The sequence below is a fragment of the Streptomyces sp. NPDC001714 genome, from assembly GCF_042892755.1.
GTDB lineage: Bacteria > Actinomycetota > Actinomycetes > Streptomycetales > Streptomycetaceae > Streptomyces.
In genome coordinates this window covers 906,358-923,043 of the sequence record NZ_JBIAUL010000002.1, presented here as the reverse complement: position 1 = coordinate 923,043, position 16,686 = coordinate 906,358, and the positions used below count along the sequence as shown (strand labels likewise).

At 71.2% G+C, this 16,686-nt stretch carries 11 protein-coding genes; 2 read left to right on the top strand and 9 right to left on the bottom strand.

Annotated elements, in window-relative coordinates:
* Window positions 1-9: 9 nt before the first annotated feature.
* Window positions 10-909, bottom strand: a complete 900-nt coding sequence (locus ACFY0P_RS08630) for an SDR family oxidoreductase (RefSeq protein WP_388908743.1) — start codon at window positions 907-909, stop codon at window positions 10-12.
* A 62-nt stretch (window positions 910-971) separates the two neighbouring features.
* Window positions 972-1,712: an SDR family oxidoreductase gene (locus ACFY0P_RS08625; protein WP_388908741.1), complete on the bottom strand. Its 741-nt coding sequence runs from the start codon at window positions 1,710-1,712 to the stop codon at window positions 972-974.
* A gap of 225 nt (window positions 1,713-1,937) precedes the next feature.
* Between ACFY0P_RS08625 and ACFY0P_RS08620 the strand changes: the two genes are divergently transcribed.
* On the top strand, window positions 1,938-3,569 hold the full coding sequence (locus ACFY0P_RS08620; protein WP_388908739.1) for a phosphodiester glycosidase family protein: 1,632 nt from the start codon (window positions 1,938-1,940) through the stop codon (window positions 3,567-3,569).
* Between the two features lie 691 nt (window positions 3,570-4,260).
* Here ACFY0P_RS08620 and ACFY0P_RS08615 read toward each other — a convergent pair.
* From ACFY0P_RS08615 to ACFY0P_RS08590, 6 genes are all read right to left on the bottom strand, one after another.
* Window positions 4,261-8,535, bottom strand: coding sequence for a discoidin domain-containing protein (locus ACFY0P_RS08615; RefSeq protein WP_388908737.1), 4,275 nt, complete (start codon window positions 8,533-8,535; stop codon window positions 4,261-4,263).
* A gap of 707 nt (window positions 8,536-9,242) precedes the next feature.
* Window positions 9,243-9,458, bottom strand: coding sequence for a DUF4177 domain-containing protein (locus tag ACFY0P_RS08610; RefSeq protein ID WP_089106991.1), 216 nt, complete (start codon window positions 9,456-9,458; stop codon window positions 9,243-9,245).
* Window positions 9,459-9,564: 106 nt separating this feature from the next.
* Window positions 9,565-10,068, bottom strand: coding sequence for a DUF1203 domain-containing protein (locus ACFY0P_RS08605; protein WP_388908735.1), 504 nt, complete (start codon window positions 10,066-10,068; stop codon window positions 9,565-9,567).
* A gap of 160 nt (window positions 10,069-10,228) precedes the next feature.
* On the bottom strand, window positions 10,229-11,146 hold the full coding sequence (locus tag ACFY0P_RS08600; RefSeq protein WP_388908733.1) for an aminoglycoside phosphotransferase family protein: 918 nt from the start codon (window positions 11,144-11,146) through the stop codon (window positions 10,229-10,231).
* Window positions 11,147-11,157: 11 nt separating this feature from the next.
* Window positions 11,158-12,414, bottom strand: a complete 1,257-nt coding sequence (locus ACFY0P_RS08595) for an MFS transporter (protein WP_388908731.1) — start codon at window positions 12,412-12,414, stop codon at window positions 11,158-11,160.
* Window positions 12,411-13,013 carry a winged helix-turn-helix domain-containing protein gene (locus tag ACFY0P_RS08590; RefSeq protein ID WP_388908729.1) on the bottom strand — a complete coding sequence of 201 codons (603 nt, stop codon included), beginning with the start codon at window positions 13,011-13,013 and terminating at the stop codon, window positions 12,411-12,413. Before ACFY0P_RS08590 ends, ACFY0P_RS08595 begins: the two co-directional genes overlap by 4 nt.
* A gap of 211 nt (window positions 13,014-13,224) precedes the next feature.
* Between ACFY0P_RS08590 and ACFY0P_RS08585 the strand changes: the two genes are divergently transcribed.
* The gene (locus ACFY0P_RS08585) at window positions 13,225-15,354 is read left to right on the top strand and encodes a SpoIIE family protein phosphatase (protein WP_388908727.1); all 2,130 of its coding nucleotides are present in this window, start codon (window positions 13,225-13,227) and stop codon (window positions 15,352-15,354) included.
* A 33-nt stretch (window positions 15,355-15,387) separates the two neighbouring features.
* Here ACFY0P_RS08585 and ACFY0P_RS08580 read toward each other — a convergent pair whose 3' ends face one another.
* The gene (locus tag ACFY0P_RS08580) at window positions 15,388-16,572 is read right to left on the bottom strand and encodes a type III polyketide synthase (RefSeq protein WP_388908725.1); all 1,185 of its coding nucleotides are present in this window, start codon (window positions 16,570-16,572) and stop codon (window positions 15,388-15,390) included.
* Between the last annotated feature and the right edge of the window lie 114 nt (window positions 16,573-16,686).

Below are 16,686 nucleotides of genomic sequence, written 5' to 3'. Positions count from 1 at the left end.
GCGGATTCCTCAGCTCTGGACGGTGAGCAGGTCGGCGAGGCCGATGCGGGTGAGGAACTCACGGCGGATACGGTCGGCGGTCCCGGAGACCTCCTCGGATCCGTCGTCGGCGGGGTCGACGTGCACGCGGTAGGGGCGCTTTCCGGCGGGCAGGGCGACGATGCGGGCGATCTCGTCGGAGACGAGCGACGCGGACGCGTCCTCCGGGGCCAGGGCGGCGAGCTTGGTCGCCACCTGGTCCATCAGGCCGGGGTACCGGCTCTCGTACTCGGCCTCGACGGCGGTGTCCTCGGGGTGGCCGGAGTGAGCGAAGTGGTTGGTGCCGCTGGTGAACGAGCCGGGGACGACGATGGAGGTCTCCACGCCCCAGCGGGCGAGTTCGCCGGCGTAGGACACCGCGAGGGAGTCCATGGCGGCCTTGGCCGCGAAGTAGGGGGCGAGGTAGGGCGGGGTGCCGCCCTTGACGCTGGTGCTGGACACCCAGAGCACCAGTCCTCGCCGGCGCCGGCGCATGCCCGGCAGCACGGCGCGGTTGACGCGCTGGGTGGACAGGACGTTCACGTTGTAGAGCTCGGCGAGCTGCTCGGGGGTGAAGGCTTCGGCCGGCCCGGTCACCATGTGCCCGGCGTTGTGGATCAGCACGTCGACGCGGCCGTGCTCGGCTTCGACCTGTGCGACGGCGGTGTCGACCGAGAGCTGGGAGTTCACGTCGAGCTCGATGGACCGCAGGTCGACGTGGTGCTCGTCGGCGTAGTGGGCGGCGGCCCGGACCTGGGGCGCGTTGCGGCCGGTGGTCTGGCGCATGCCGGCGTAGACGGTGTGGCCGGCGTCCGCCAGCGCACGGGCGGTGAGTGCTCCGAAACCGCTGGAGGCGCCGGTGATGACGACGACGTTGCCGGTGGTGGGCATGGACGTGGTTCCTTTCCGCGATGACAGTGCGGGGGCAAGGGACGGTGCGTGTGCGGCGGGGGTCAGGCGAGTCCGCCGTTGGCGTAGAGGACCTGGCCGTTGACCCAGCGCGCGGGACCGGCCAGGAACGAGACGACCTCGGCGATGTCCTCGGGCCCGCCGAGCCGCTCCAGCGGGGTCGCCTTGGCGAAGTTCGCGATGGTGGCGTCGTCCTTGCCGTCCAGGAACAGCGGTGTGGCGGTGGGGCCGGGTGCGACGGCGTTGACGGTGATGTCCCGGCCGCGCAGCTCACGGGCCAGGATGAGGGTCAGGCCCTCGACCGCGGCCTTGCTGGCGACGTAAGCGCCGTAGGTCGGCAGCTGGGTGCGGACCACCGAGGTCGAGACGTTGACGATCGCGCCACCCGGGCGGACCCTGCGTGCCGCCTGCTGGGAGACGACGAAGGTGCCGCGGATGTTCGTGCGGTGCATCCGGTCCAGGTCGGCGAGGTCGAGCGTCGCGATCGGGGACAGGATCATGATGCCGGCGGTGTTCACGACCACGTCGATGCCGCCGAAGGCCGACTCGGCGGCGTCGAAGGCCGCGCTCATCGCACTCTCGTCGGCGACGTCGCCGCCCACCGCCAGGGCCCTGCCGCCGGCGGCGGTGATCGCGGCCACGGTCTCCTCGGCCCTGGCCTTGTTCCCCGCGTACTGCACGGCGACCGCGAAACCGTCCTGGGCGAGCCGTTCGGCCGTGACGCGGCCGATGCCGCCCGAGCCTCCGGTGACCAGTGCGACGCGTTCGGTGGTGGGGGTGCTCATGGGGGTCTCCTTCTCAGGTGCGTCGATATGAACGACACGTTCATATAACCATGAAATGAACGAGCCGTCCATATCTTGGGGCGAGTCTCGTACCGGATGTCGTACAGGCTTCTCCACCAGGTGCCCGCCGCTTCACGCAGGGGCCTTGGAGTCGGCCTGGGATGGCGGGGCGGTGCAGGTACGACGGGTGGCGCCGCACACGTCGAGTCGTACGTCAGGAGAGGCATGTCTGTCAGAGCCGAGACGTTCGGGCACGCGGTACGGAGTGGACGCCGGAGGGCGGGACGGGGTTTCGTGCTGGGGACCGTGCTGGCCCTGGTCGCGTTCGTTCCGCCGGCCGGTGCGAGCACGCGGACCGGGGGCGCCGCCGCGGATGCCGTCGCGTGGACAACGCGCCACGTTGCGCCCGGGGTAGAGGTCCGTACCGGGGTGCTCAGTGACCCGCGGACCGCCGGCGTGTGGACGGTCACCGTCCAGGCTCCGGCCGTCAACCGCCTCACGGGTGCGGCCACCTGGGCCCCGCTGGGTGACCGCGGGTGGGCCGACACCACCGCCGGGCAGTTGCGGGCCGCCGGGTTCGCGCCGCGCGTCGAGGAGGTGCCCTGGGACCAGTACGCCGACACGCCGCACAGCACGATGGGCTGGCAGGTCAGGGCCGGCGAGTACGCCACGCAGGCCGAGGCGGGGGCGCTGGGCTCCGCGATGTCGGCCGCCGGTTTCCGTACCTCCGTCGAGTGGACGGGCTACGACGGACGCCGCCCCGCCGACGCGGAACGCATCCACGTCGCCGTCGTCGATCCGGCCCGGCTGCACGGCACGATCGAGGCGACCGACGGCGGGGACTCCGCCGACCGCGAGAAGACCTCGACAGTGGCCGCCCGCCTGGGCTCCCTGGTCGGTGTCAACGGCGGATTCTTCGTCACCTCCGACACGGACGGCGTCCAGGGCACCTCGGCCGGACTGTCCGCGGTGCACGGCGAGGTGCAGTCCATGGCGGCCGGTTCCCGTGCCGCGCTGATCCTCGCCGACGGGGGACGGCACGTCCGGGTCGGGGACCTGTCCACCACCGTGACCGTCCGTTCCGGCTCCGCCGTCCACGCGGTGCAGGGCGTGAACCGGGTCCCGGGCAAGGTGCGCAACTGCGGCCGCCCCGGCGCCGTACCCACCGAACTCCCCCGCCAGGACCTCACCTGCTCGCTCGCGGACGACCTGGTGAGGTTCACCTCCGAGTTCGGGGCGCCCCTGCCGTCCGGCACCGGCGTCCAGGTGGTCCTCGACGCGCACGGTGTCGTCCTCTCCCAGGGCGAGCGCGGCGGCTCCGTGCCCGCCGGCGGCTCGGTCCTCCAGGGCACCGGGGCCTCGGCCGCCTGGCTCGCCGAACACGCCGTGCCGGGCCGCCGACTGGAGCTGCGGGAGACGGTCCGGGACGCCTCGGGCAGGCAGGTCCGGCTCGGCCCCGACGACAGCGTCGTCAGCGCGGCCCCGACCCTGGTCGAGGACGGCCGGGTCCACATCGACGCCGCCGCCGAGGGCACACTCGACCCGCTGGACCTCTCCTTCGGGTTCGCCTGGTCCAACGTGCGCCAGCCGCGCACCCTGGCCGGCGTCGACGGTCGCGGGCGCCTGCTCCTCGTGACCGTCGACGGCCGGCAGCCCGGTGTCAGCGAGGGCTTCACGCTCGCCGAGGCCGCCCGGTTCATGCGCTCACTCGGCGCGGTACAGGCGCTCAACCTGGACGGCGGCGGATCCACCGCCATGGCCGTCGACGGCAGCCTCGTCAACACCACGTCCGACGCCACCGGCGAACGCGCCGTCGGCGACACGGTCCAGGTCCTGCCGCGCGCCGGACAGGACTGACCAGCCCGCGCGACAACTCCAGGCGCCACCTCCCGGCTCCGCCGCCCCGCTCCCCGCCGGGCGGCAGAGCCGGGCGCACCGGCAACCCGGCAGGCCGGCGCGGCTCATCGACACCGACCGCGGCAAGCGGGCCGACCTGATCGCCGGCGCCCGCGGCGAGGACGGCGACAACGGCGGAGTGCGGGTCTTCCCGGCCGCCGGCGGCGGGCCCTCTCCCAACCCCTCGTGGTCCTTCAACGGCGGCACCCTGCACGCCCCCGACCACGGCGCCCGTTTCGGCCAGACCCTTTCCCCGCACAGCCGCTGCCAGCGGACCCGCCGGGCACCGGCAGCCGTCCACACCGTAGCCGGGTCGCGGAGGTTCGCTGCCACCTGGGCGTCCCGTCCACCGCGCGGCCGGTACGGGCGGGGCGGCAAACACGCTGAAGACGAGTCCGGGCCCACCCGCTTCGGGGGAAAGCGGCGGGCCCGGACCCGCTCAGACTCCCACGCCGGCACTCGCGGCGCACGGCATTCGCCGCCTTCGGCCGCGCTCGCGTGCAGACCGCCTGGTCGGGTGCGGTCAGGGCGGTCGGGCACGATCAGCCAGGTCTGAAGGGGTTGCTGCGAAGTTTTCGCGTGCAGTAGTGCCGGACACGGCGGAAAGGGGCGTCCCCACCGGGACGCCCCTTCCCTCACCGTCCCTCGGGATCTACTCGATGTTGATCTTGAACGTGCTGGTCGTGTTCTTGATGTCCTGGGCGTTGCCGCTCATCCGAAGGTTGCGGAAGGTGGCCTCGCCGACGGCGGGACCCTGGCCGGGCTCGGGCAGTTCGTTGGCCCAGATCCCGAAGCCGGACTTGGCGTCGAAGGTGTCTCCGCTCTTCTTGGAGTTGGTGATGGAGATGTCGGTGAAGATGGTGTCCTTCACCGGGAACTGCGCCTGGCCGCCGACGTAGTTGGTCTGGAACATGACACCTCCGTAGGTGGAGTCGTCGATGTCGACGTCGTTGACCCGGATGCCCTGGAAGACCTTCGAGGCGGAGAACGCCCAGATGGCGGGGAAGACCTGAGAGCCCCAGAAGTGGCCGCCCGTTCTGTCCAGGGAGACGTTCTCGATCGTCGTGGGATCGGTGCCGAAGCCGTTCATCGGGTAGCCGAAGTCCAGCGAGGAGATCGTGATGCCGGAGTAGACGAGGGTGTCGGCGACGCGGATGTTGCGGAAGGTGTTGTCGTAGCCGCCGTAGACGGCGATGCCGGCCGCGCGCCAGGTGAGGGTGGAGGTCAGGTTCTCGTAGAGGTTGTTCTTCTCGTCGGCACCGCCGGCGTCGATGGCCGAGAAGAGCGCGAAGCTGTCGTCGCCGGTGGCGCGGGCGTCGTTGTTGACGACGTGGTTGTCCGTGGAGCCGTTCGTCATGTTGATGCCGTCGGCGAACGTGTCACGGATGCGGGAGTTCGAGATGGTCATGTTGTCGGTGTTGGCACCCCAGTAGAGGCACACCATGTGCTCGGCCCAGATGTTGTCGATGGTGATGTTCGAGACGTTGGAGAAGTCGAACACCTTGCCCGGGCCGTCGATCCTCGACGTGTAGTTGCCGAAGTAGGCGAAGCCGGCGAACGTCGAGCCGTTGGCCGTGGACTCGGCGCGGAAGCCGACGTCGGTGTTCTCCTGCGAGGCGGGGGCGTGGAAGCGGGTGAACCAGGGCCCGGCGCCGACGACCTTGACCGCCTTGCCGTAGACCTGGAACTTGCTGGAGGTGTCGTAGTCGCCGGCGGGCAGGTAGACGCCGACGAGCTTGCCCGTGGTGTCCATGCGGACCTTGTCGAGGGCGTTCTGCACATCCTGCTGAGTGAAGCCGGCCGGGACCGTGTAGGCGGCCGGGTCCGGGTTCGGGATCGCCGTGGCCTGTTCGGTGTTGATGAAGTCGATGGCGTAGTAGGAGGAGGTGTTGGCCGCGTCCTTCTGGAGGCGGATCTTCGAGCCGGCCGGGACGGTCCTGCCGAGCAGCAGGTTCGCCTCGTCGTAGATGTGGCGCGGGGCGCCGGAGCCGGGTGAGTTGCCGGGCGCGGTCTCGCTCCCGTAGAGCCAGGCGTACTTCGAGGTGAGGTCGATCGCCTTGAGGAACTGGCCGTCCACGTAGACGTCCAGGGTGGCGTCGGTGCCGTCCGGGATCGCGAAGCGGGTGACCAGGGTGTTGGTCGCGGCGCGGGTCGTCCACTCGACGTACTCGCCGGTGGCGTCGAGGGTGACCGCCTTGCGGCCGCTCGCCTCGCCCGCGAAGTCGCCGATGGTGCGGTTGGGGCCGACGACCTTGGCGCCGCCGCCCACCGTGCCGTCCTCGGCCTCGTACATGTCGTACGGCATGTCGGCGCCGCGGCCGACGAACAGGTTCTGTGTGGTGGTGTTGTTGGTGCGCTTGACCGGCAGTTCGTTGGTGTCGTCGGCGATGACCGTCTTCACCGTGTACTTGCCGTTGACGGCCGTCCAGGAGCCGAGGCTGATGGGCGCGGTCGTCTGTCCGGAGGCGATGGTGCCGTTGTAGGAGCCGCTGAGCGTCTTGACGGTGGCGCCGTTCGCGTCCTGGACCGTGAGGGTGACGCCGTGCGCGCCGGAGGCGGAGTCGATGGTCCCCTGGTTCTTGAGGGCCACGGTGAAGGCGACGTTGTCGCCGGCCGAGGCGCTGGAGGGCGTCCAGGCGACGGGTGCGGCGACCAGGTCGGAGCTGGAGACGGGCTTGACGACGAGGGCGTCGGAGCGGGTGAAGGTGTTGTTGCCCTCGTTCTGCTCGATGACCTTGTTGGACGGGTCCACCTCGGCGCCGAGCGGGTAACTGCCCGCGTCCCGGGTGCCGATGCTCGCGGTGACGGTCGCCGAGGCGCCGGCCGCGAGGGCGGGGACGTCGGCGGTGGCCGCCTTGGTGCCGCCGAGCGTGAAGTTGAGGTCGGTGGCCTTGGACGCCTTGCTGCCGCTGTTGGTGACGGTCGCGGAGAGGCTGATGGCGTCCGACTCGACGGGCGCGGCGGGCGAGTTGGTGATGCCGGTGACCTTGAGGTCCGGGTTGGCGGCCGGGGTGCCGATCACCTGGAGCTCGCCGACCTGTGCGCCGGGGGCGCCGGTGTTGGAGGCGAACTTGAGCTGGATGTCGGCGGCGGCGCCGGAGACCGGGATGGTCACGGTGTTGCCGGTGGCCGGGTTGAACGTGTAGTCCTTCGCCGCGACGAGGCTGGTGAAGGTGGTCGCGTCCTGGTCGCGGCCGAGCACCTGGATGTTCTGGGTGCGGGTCGACCAGGCCGGGTCCGGGTTGAGCTTGACGACGACCTGGCTGAGATCGGCGTTGGCGCCCAGCTTGGTGGTGAGGGTGGCCGGGTAGGCGCCGCCCGCGCTCTCCCAGTAGGTGCCGATCTGGCCGTCGTTGGCGTTCGCGGCGACGTAGGTGAAGGTGTACGAGGAGGCCTCGACGGGCTTGCCCTGGGCGAGGTCGGAGCCTGCGCCGTTGCCGGGCCGGGTGACGCTGTTGCTCGCCACCGACACGTTCCCTGCGGCGTCCTTCGCCTTCACGTAGTAGGTGACGGTGGCCGTCGCCGACGGGGTGTCGGTGTACGTCGTCACGTCGCCGGCCACGGTCTTGACGAGCTGGTCGTTGGCGTAGACGTCGTACCCGGTGACCGCCACGTTGTCGCTCGACGCCTGCCAGGTGAGCTTCACGTCGCTGCCGGACTGTGTGTAGGCGAGGTTGCCGGGTGCCGTGGGGGCCTGGGTGTCGCCGCTCGCTCCCTTGCGGGTGACGCTGTTGCTGTTGGCGGAGACGTTGCCCGCGGCGTCCTTGGCCCGCACGAAGTACGTGACGTCGGTGCCGGCCGGCTGGGTGTCGGTGTAGGTCAGGACGTTCCCGGCCACGCTCGCCCGCAACTGGCCGTTGGCGTAGACGTCGTACCCGGTCACGCCGGTGTCGTCGGTGGCCGCGCTCCAGGTCAGCTTGATCTGTCCGGAGGCCGGTTCGGTGTAGGCCAGGTTGGCCGGCGCGGTGGGTGCCTGGGTGTCGCCGGTGGCCGGTCCGTAGACCTCCAGCTCGGACGCCTGCCCGGCGGGCCAGCCGTCGTTGGCGGTGAAGTACGCCCGCACGTACCGCGTCGTGGTCGTGTCGAAGCTGATGGTCGCCGACTGGTCGTCGGAGCTGTTGAAGGCGTACGCCTTCGACGCCGTCAGGTCGGTGAAGTTCTGGTTGTCGGTGGAGCCCTGGATCTTGAGGGTCTGGTTGCGGCTCGGCCAGCCGCTGGGCAGCCGCAGCGTCACCTGGTTCACCTGGACCGAGGAGCCGAGGTCGACCTTGAGCCACTGCGGGAAGGCGTTGTTGGTGCTCTCCCAGTAGGTGCTGCGGTTGCCGTCTCCGGCGTTGGCCGCGCCGTAGACGTCGGCGTGCCCGCTCTCGCTGAAGGTCTTGCCCAGCGCGAGGTTGGGGGTCGATGCGGCGGCCGTGAGGACCTGCATCTCGGCGAGCTGGGCGGTGCCGCCCACCGAGTTGGCGCTGAAGTCGGCTCGTACGTAGCGGGCGAGGGTCGCGGGGAAGGAGACCTTCACCGTGTTGTCGTTGCCCGGGCCGAAGACGTACTGCGCCGTCGGCTTGAGGGTGGCGAAGCTCTTGCCGTCGGCGCTGCCCTGGAGCGCCAGCGTCTGCTTGCGGGTCTGCCACTGCTCGGGCAGCCGCAGCACGACCTCGCGGACGCGCTTGGTCTTCCCGAGGTCGGTCTGGACCCACTGGGCCGACTTCTTTCCGGCCTGCCAGTAGGTGTCGGTGTCGCCGTCGGTGACGTTGGCGGCCGCGTGTGCGGCGCGGGCGCTGCCTGCCGTGGTCTTGGCGTCCGCGGCGGCGTTCGGGCCGCCGGCCGCGTGTGCGCCGACGGCCGGCAGGCCCAGAACCATGACGGCGGAGGCGAGCACAGCGGTCGCTGCGCGCCGTCTCCAGGAACTCGGCTTGTGTCGAGTCATGCGGGGTCACTTCCTGCGGAGGCTCGCGCGCCGGAGGGGGCGGCGAGGGCGGCTCGTTCCTGGCGGAGTGGTGCAGAAAGGTGCAGTGCGGTGCGGTGCGAATCAGTGGCGCGACGCATCGGACCGGCGGGGCCGGGCCGACGGTCATGGGTGGTCCCCGGAGGGATCCAAGGGAGAAGCCATACGCAGACTTTTGCATTGTTTCATCGAAATATTGCAGAGCAATGTGGGCCCGTCTACTGCCAGGACTGCACAAATTTCACCAGAAGCACCCACGCAACGGCGGCACAGGCGGCACGCACGCCGCACCGGAGACCAAGAGGCACCCAAAGGGCGCACTGGAAAAGGGAATTCACCTGGGGCGTACGACCTGACCCCTCACGCGAGTCGCGCCCCGCATTTGCATCCCGCAGCGCAAGCGAACGCAAGTTGCGCAAATTATTGCGCTCCCGTGTAGTGCGGTCCGACAGGCAAGTGAGCTCAGAGTGAAGGATGAGGCGCCCTGTCCGCACGGACTCGGTGGTCAGCGGCGGCCCACGGCGCTTGGACGATCGTCACGTCGCCTTTCGGCCACTTGCAGGCGGGGCCGCCGCGGATCGACTCGCTGTCCGGCATGCGCGAGTCCGGGTCGGGGAGGACGGCGAACGCCCCCCGGACCTCAAGCGGCGGGTCGGGGGGCGTTCGGCTTGCTGCCGGCTGCGTTACGGTCAGCCGCGCGGGCGCTCGAAGGTCAGGAGCAGGCCCTCGACGGCTCCGGGACCTATGCGGCCCTTGACGTCCGCCGAGGTGATGGCCTTGAGGGCCCAGCCGTCCTCGGCGTGCTTGTTGAGGACCTTCTCCAGTTTGTCGCTGTCCAGTGCGTCGCCGATCAGCGACTCCCGGAAGGTGACGACCTTGTATTCGTAGGCGTAGGCACTGCTCATGACTGCGGGGTCCTCCTGCCGGCAGAGCCGGGTCGGGGTGGAATCGGCCGGGGTCAGCCAATCATCCCGGGCCCCGTGGCGCAGCGCCGGGCCCGGCTCCTCTGCTTCAGGGGCGGTCGACGCGGAAGTGGTAGCAGCCGTATTCGACGGCGCGCACGTGTACCTGGGCGGTCTCGGGATCGGCGAAGGCCTCGGCCAGCGCATGTGCGAACGCGGCCTGGGCGTCGTCGGGAAGCTCCAGCAGGCGGCCGCCCGTGATGTGCCCTCGGCTGTCGTAGCGACGCAGGACGCGCAGCGCGCCGGGACGGGCCCACGGGTAGCCGAGGTGCTCGCCGGCCGGGCCGCCGCAGTCCTCGACGTGGACGAAGACCGGCCCCTGCTCGTCGTAGGCCCCGGGGGCGGCGCCGGTCTGCGCGGCCCAGCGGCGCAGCGGGGCGTAGGAGAGCAGAGCGATGCGTTCGCCTGCGGTGCTGGACCGCAGGCAGCAGCGCAGTGGTGCGCCGCCTTCGTCGTCCGTGTACGGGCGTGGCGGCTTCCCGGCGTCGTCCCGGACAAGGAGTTCCTCGAGGGTCGCGGAGGGGATGGGGACGGGAGGGAAGGTGATGGGCATGCCGTTCAGCGTGGCGCGGGGCGACGCGGGTCGCTGGCGGGTATCGGACTCCGATGTCCGTCCGGCTCGTCCGCCCGTTCCAGGCCCTCGACATGTTCTCGGCGTCAGCGGCGGCCCGGACACGACTCCGGACCGGCCGGTCGCAGGCCGAGGTGGTTGCTCAACGGTCGGTCGTCGCGGTGAGGCGCCGCAGTGCGGCGTGGGCGGGTGGGCCCCAGGTGGGCTTGCCTCCCGGGCGGCCGTGGACCCCGGCGTCCGCGATGTGGAGGCAGGCGAGGGCCCGCAGCACCGCCCAACCGCGGGCGCGGCGGAGGGTCGCGGCGTCCGGGCTCGGCCGGTAGGCCGCGTGGAAGAGGTCGGTGGCGCCGTCCGGCAGCAGGATCCAGGCGGCGGCGAGGTCCAGGGCCGGGTCGCCGGCGAAGAGGTCGCCGAAGTCGATGACGCCGCAGAAGGTGCCGTTCGCGGTGAGGATGTTGGCCGGATGCAGGTCGCCGTGGAGCCAGAGCCGTGGGCCCGTCCACTCCGGCGCGGTTGCGGCGTCCTCCCAGACCGCCCGGACGGCGTCCGGGTCGGGGATCAGTCCCAGTTCGGTGGCGGAGGCGAGCCCTTGGGCGAAGGATTCGGCGGTGTCGGCCAGCGGGCCACCGCGCTGTCGGCCCGCGGGCGCCGCGTCGGGGGCGGGCCGGTGAAGAGCGGTCAGGAAGTCGGCCAGGGCGACCGCCGCCTCCGCGGGGAGCGTGGCGGGGGCGCGGTCGGCGGGCTCGCCCGGCACCCAGGTGGTGACGAGCCAGGTCCGCGGGAACCGTTCGGAGGGCTCACCCAGGCGCTGCGGAACGGGGACTTGCAGCGGAAGGTGCGGGGCGAGGAGGGGCAGCCAGTCGTGTTCCTTGCGGAGCAGCGCGTCCGCGGACCGCGTCGCCCAGGGCAACCGGACGGCGAGGTCGTCGCCGAGCCGCCACACTTGGTTGTCCCAGCCGAGCGCTCCGAGCTGCACGGGGCGATCCGCCAGGTCGGGATGCTGCTCGCGCAGCAGATCCCGGATCAGCTCCTCGGTGATGTCCGTCTCGGTGGCCGTCATGTGGGGGAACGCTAGTCCGTGGCTGCGACATCGAGCACGTCAACCGGGACTCTGTGGAGCAACCCGGAGGGCAGTACCCACGCCAGGCCGAGGAGTGCGCCCAGGGTTGCGATCCACAGCGTGGGGCGCAGGCCGATCGTCGCGGCGAGCCATCCGCCCGCGAGTGCGCCGATGGGGCGGATGCCGTAGTTGAAGAGACGGCCGGCTCCTGCGGCGCGGGATCGCAGGGTGTCGGGGATCAGCGACGCGGTCATGGATCCGCCTGCGATGTCGAGGAGCATGACGCCGAACCCGGAGCCGAACTCCGCCAGCAGCAGGCATGCCGCCGTGACAGGGACGGGACCCTGTGCCAGCGGGACCAGCACCAGTGGCGCGGGGAAGGCGAAGAGGCCGAGGAGGGCCGCCCGGCCGGTCCCGAGCCTGCGCACGATCCGGCCTGTCAGCAGGGCTCCGATCACCGAACCGACGGCGCCGCAGCCGAGGACGGCGCCCAGGAGGCCGGGGCTGAGACCGAGTTCGGTGGTGGCATAGAGGACGAAGACTGCCTGGAAGGAGAAGTTGAACAGGTTGAGAGTGGTCACCGCCCCGTAGTAGCCGCGCAGGATCCGGGAACGGACCAGGTGGCGGAAGCCGGCCGTCAGGTCGCCCTTGGCATGGGTGGCGGCGGGTGGTTCGGTGGGACGGATCCGGGACAGGTGCCAGGCCGATGTCAGGTAGGAGGCGGTGTCGGCGAGCAACGCGACGGGGGCGGACAGGAGTTGGACCAGCGCTCCTCCGGCGCTGGTGCCGCCCACGTAGGACAGGGCGCGGCTGCCGTTGAGCAGGGAGTTTCCGTCGACGTAGCGTTCCGCGGGCACAAGGGAGACGAACAGGGCGGCGTTGCACACCTCGAACAGCACGCTCAGGGTGCCGACCGTGAACGCGACCGCGTAGAGCTGGCCGAGGCCGAGCCTGCCCAGGGCCCAGGCGGCCGGGAGCGAGACGAGGGCCAGTGCTCGCCCGAGGTCGGCGACGATCATCATCTGCCGCCGTCGCCCGCTGCGGTCCGCCCGGACACCGGCGTGTACCGAGAAGAGCAGACTCGGCAGGAGCCCGGCGGCCGTGAGCCACCCCATCTGGGCGGGACCCGCGTCCAGGGCCAGGACGGCGAGCAGCGGCAGGGCGATCTGTGTGATCTGGTCGCCGAAGAGCGAGACGGTCTGCCCGGTCCAGTAACGGCGGAACGCCGGGTCGTACAGGAGGGCGGGTAACCGTCCGCCCGCGGTCACGAGCGCGGCCCTTCCGTCTCGCCCCGCCTCGGCGGGTCGATCTCCCGTGCCGGGTGGCCGAAGTGGACGTAGGACACGCGGCGGGCTGCGGCGGGGCGCTGTTCCGGGCTGTCGGCCCGGCGGACGTACGGCTCGAGCAGCTCCCAGACCCTCTCGTCGAGTTCCTTGAGTTCGGCGGCGGTGACGAAGATCGTGGCGTCCCCCAGGGGCGCCGCCTCCTGCCAGTCCGCGGGCTCGGTGTGCCGGTTCTCCAGCCAGCGGGTCGCCTCGGTGAAGTACCGCTCGACGACCGCGAGACTGAGCGCGGTGGCGGCCTCCTGTACCTCGGGGTCCGCCGTGTAGCCGGGCCAGGAGGTGAAGGACGCCGTCGCCCGCCACGGCTTCTCCCGGCCCTGTCCCTCCCCCGTCTGTTCCGCGAGGCCGTACTTGGCCAGCATCCGCAGGTGGTAAGAGCAGCTGGCCACCGATTCCCCCGTCAGCCCGGCGGCCCTGGTCGCGGTCACCGCACCTTCCCTGCGCAGCAGCCCGATGAGCGTCAGGCGAAACGGATGGGCGTACGCCCGGAGCGCGCGCGGGTCGGTGAGCTGTCGCCGGTCCATGATGTAAAGATATCTTTCTAAAGAAACCTTTACAATGTGGCTTCGACGACATTACTCACGGCTTGTGTTCTTTTGGTCACTTTTACACCTTCGGTGAGCAGGGTATTTGTGTTACTCATGAGATGTGCGGGAGTGGGTTCTCGGGACCTGCCCGCATGGACTCGGGACGTTCTCCCGGTACGCGCCGGAGTCAGCGAACTGTGTGAGCTGCATGGACCCCACACCCTCCTCTGCTTCGCCGTTCGACATGGTCAGCAGCGCCCTGGGGGACTACATCCCCAAGGGCGGAGCGACGGCGGTGGGTGAGCAGCGCGCCTCAGGGGCCGACAGCGGGGAACAGATCCTGGGAGTGGTCGGTCTCGACCGGAATCTGCGGATCAGCGGGGCCAATCTGGACGCCGCTCCGTTCGCGGGGGTGCGTGCCGCGCCGGGGGCGGCCTTCGCCGACCTGCTGCCGCCCGAGGACGTGCCGACGGTCACGCGACGTCTGCGGCGGGTCCTCGAGACACGGGAGGCGCACGTCGCCCGGGTCCAGCGGATTCGGCGGGAGGACGGCACGGAGCTGGTGGTCTCGATGAGCATCCTGCCGGCCGCGCCACCGCAGGAGGGACTGACCGTCTCGCTGATCGCCATGGCCAAGCGGCTGCACCTGTACGCCTCGGCCACCGCGATCGGGACGTCCTTGGACATCGGGGAGACCGCGCAGTCCCTCGCCCAGTCCCTGCTGGCCTGGGGGGACGTGGCCGCCGTCAACCTCGACTACGCCGTGTGGACGGGCGAGGCGGTCACCGAGCAGGCGCAGGACCGCATCCGGCTGCGGCGGGCTGCCCTGGTGCCGGACCGGGCCTGGCCCGAGGGATACCTGACGCCCGGGGACAACCTCCCCCGTGAGGCGAGCCGTCTGCTGGCCGGTGCGGTCATGCGCGACGACGTTCCGCAGGCCATCGTCTTTGCCGACCGTGCGGCGATCGAGCGGGCACTGGACGATCCGCAACTGGTGCGTGCCCTGGTACCCGGCAACCGGCCGGTGAGCGTCGCCTGCATACCCCTGGTCGTGGAAGGACCGGACGGCACGCCGGGGCCCATCGTGCTGGGCGTGACGGAGGTCTGGCGGCGGCCGGAGTGCCCCTTCGGCGACGGTGAACTGCTCGACCTGCAGGAGCTCGTGGCCAAGACCGCCCGGCACGTGGACCTGGCCCGCCAGCACCAGCGCGAGCACGCCCAGGTCCTGGCGTTGCAGCGCCGGCTGCTGCCGCGGGCCGGCAGCGACACCATCGAGGTCGCCAGCGTCTACGAGCCCACCACCCCGGACAGTGCGGGCGTCGGCGGTGACTGGGTGAACAGCTTTCCGCTGCCGGGAGACCGTACCGCGCTGGTGGTCGGTGACGTCGTGGGGCACGGCCTGGGGGCCGCGGCGGCCATGGGCCAGCTGAGCATGGAGGCCCGCGCGCTGCTGTCGGCGGGGCTCGGCCCCGGGGAGGTGCTGGAGCGTCTGGACGAGACCGTCACGCTGCTGGACGACACGGACGCGGGCCTCGCCGCCGGATACAGCGCGCTGGGCTCGACGTGCTGCATCGCGCTCTACGATCCGGTCGACCACCGGGTACTGATCTCCAACGCCGGCCACCTGCCCCCTGTCCTCGTCCGTCCCGACGGCACCGCCGAGACCGTCGCGGCGCAGCCGCACCCCGCCCTCGGAGCGGAGTTCGTCGTACGGGAGCCGTTCGAGGTGCACGAGTTCGCCGCGCCGCCCGGCTCCCTCCTCGTCCTCTACACCGACGGCCTGGTGGAGGATCCGGCGGCCTCGATCGACGACGGCATCGGCCGGCTGACGGACGTGGTGCGCGAGGTGCATCCCTGGGACGATCTGCAACAGGCCGCGCGTCGCGTGGTGGCCAGGCTGGGCCCGCAGGAGCCGCTGCGCGACGACGTCACCCTGCTGCTGGCCCGGATGACCGGCCGCCGCAGCCGGGACACCGCCACCTGGCGGCTGCCCGCCCATGACGACACCGCCGCCCACGCCCGCGCCCTCGCCTCGCCCCTCCTGCGCCGTTGGCACATCGGCGCACAGGCCCGGGACGGCGCGCTGCTGGTGATCAGCGAACTCGTCACCAACGCCGTCCGGTTCGGCACCGGGCCCGTCACGGTGCGGCTGGTGCGGGCCGGAAGCCGACTGACGTGCGAGGTCGGCGACACCGGCAACGGACGGCCGCGCCTGCGCCACGGTGACGTGCTCGACGACAACGGGCGGGGTCTGCACGTCGTCCACAAGCTGACCACGCGCTGGGGGGTGCGGTGGACGGAAACCGGCAAAGCCGTCTGGGCGGAACTGGAGGGGTAGCGCGGGTGCCGTGAGGAGAGCGGCGGGCTTCCGCTACAGCCACTCCGCTTCCACGGCCGTGGCCGTCAGCCCGGGCGCGGCCGCGTACAGCACCGTACGGCTCCCCGGCTTCTGGCCTGCGTCGTGGGCACGGCGCAGGATGTCGAGTACGGCGGCACCGCCGCGGTTGCCCGTGGTGTAGCTGTCCCGGCTGTAGGCCAGCAGCGCATCCGGCCACCCGTCGGGCATCGTCTGTTCCATGTACTCCAGCACCCGCGTCCCACCGGGATGCGCGAGCAGCAGATCGGGATGCCAGGAGTGCCCGTCGTCCTCGTGCCGCGCGCGCAACCACTCCCACATCGCGGCCACCGTCTCCTGCACGGCGCGTGGCCCCCGGCGGTCCATCACGAAATGGGTGCCGTCCTCCCGGGTCTCCAGCCGGTGCAGGTCCGTGGTGCCGGGCAGGGTGTGGTGCCAGGCGGCGTCCAGTCGCAGGACCGAGTCGGTCAGGGGGCGGCCGGTGACCACCACGGCGACGGCGGTGTCGGCGAAGAGCAGCCGCACGATCAGTGACTCCAGCGTGTCGTCGGCGGGCTGGTAGGTGGTGCTCAGCGCCTCCGATATCACGACCAGCACGACCCGGTCGGGGTCCGCGGCGACCAGGTCGGCCGCCATGGCCAGCGATCGGGTGCCGGCGATGCAGGCCCACTGGGTCGCCGGCAGCAGCAGTACGTCGCCGCGCAGCTCGAGGCGGTTGAGGAGGGACAGGTCCAGCCCCGGCAGGGCCGGGGTGGTGGAGTGACTGGTGATCAGACAGTCGACGTCGGCGGGGTCCAGTCCGGCGGTCCGGAGGGCTTGACGGGCTGCGCGTTCCCCGTACGTCTGCACGGCCGCCCAGGCCGGCGCGGTGCGCTCCTGGACGGTCTGCGGCGCCGGTATCGCCTCCAGGGCGGCGATCGCGCGGTTCACCTCGTGCTCGGTGAACCCGTTGTGGGCCAGTGCCGCACGGGCCGGGCCGGCGCCCGGAGTTCGCAGGCCCGTCCCGCTGCCGGGCGCGGTGGCCGTCTCCAGCGGCAGCATCCACCCGCGGGAGTCGATCCCCGTGCTCGCGGCGATGCCGTCGATCCGCGGCAGCCACGGCGCCCGGGGATGCCGGCCGCGCACCTCCGCGAGGATCTCGCCGGTCTTCACGGCATGTTCGCCTTGTACTACGGCTGGAGGAGTCAGATAGGCGCCCATAGCACGCATCTTTCACAGAAAGCCATTAAATGGATGAAGTGTCCGAAACGCTCCTGATTACACAGACTTGAGGTCAAGACACTGTCATTGCAATGTACTTCGCATTCGACAACT

Coding starts and splice junctions, on each gene's coding strand:
- ACFY0P_RS08620 (WP_388908739.1), top strand. CDS start 1,938: ATGTCTGTCAGAGCCGAGACGTTCGGGCACGCGGTACGGAGTGGACGC.
- ACFY0P_RS08615 (WP_388908737.1), bottom strand. CDS start 8,535: ATGACTCGACACAAGCCGAGTTCCTGGAGACGGCGCGCAGCGACCGCT.
- ACFY0P_RS08580 (WP_388908725.1), bottom strand. CDS start 16,572: ATGGGCGCCTATCTGACTCCTCCAGCCGTAGTACAAGGCGAACATGCC.
- ACFY0P_RS08605 (WP_388908735.1), bottom strand. CDS start 10,068: ATGCCCATCACCTTCCCTCCCGTCCCCATCCCCTCCGCGACCCTCGAG.
- ACFY0P_RS08630 (WP_388908743.1), bottom strand. CDS start 909: ATGCCCACCACCGGCAACGTCGTCGTCATCACCGGCGCCTCCAGCGGT.
- ACFY0P_RS08600 (WP_388908733.1), bottom strand. CDS start 11,146: ATGACGGCCACCGAGACGGACATCACCGAGGAGCTGATCCGGGATCTG.
- ACFY0P_RS08610 (WP_089106991.1), bottom strand. CDS start 9,458: ATGAGCAGTGCCTACGCCTACGAATACAAGGTCGTCACCTTCCGGGAG.
- ACFY0P_RS08585 (WP_388908727.1), top strand. CDS start 13,225: ATGGACCCCACACCCTCCTCTGCTTCGCCGTTCGACATGGTCAGCAGC.
- ACFY0P_RS08590 (WP_388908729.1), bottom strand. CDS start 13,013: ATGGACCGGCGACAGCTCACCGACCCGCGCGCGCTCCGGGCGTACGCC.
- ACFY0P_RS08625 (WP_388908741.1), bottom strand. CDS start 1,712: ATGAGCACCCCCACCACCGAACGCGTCGCACTGGTCACCGGAGGCTCG.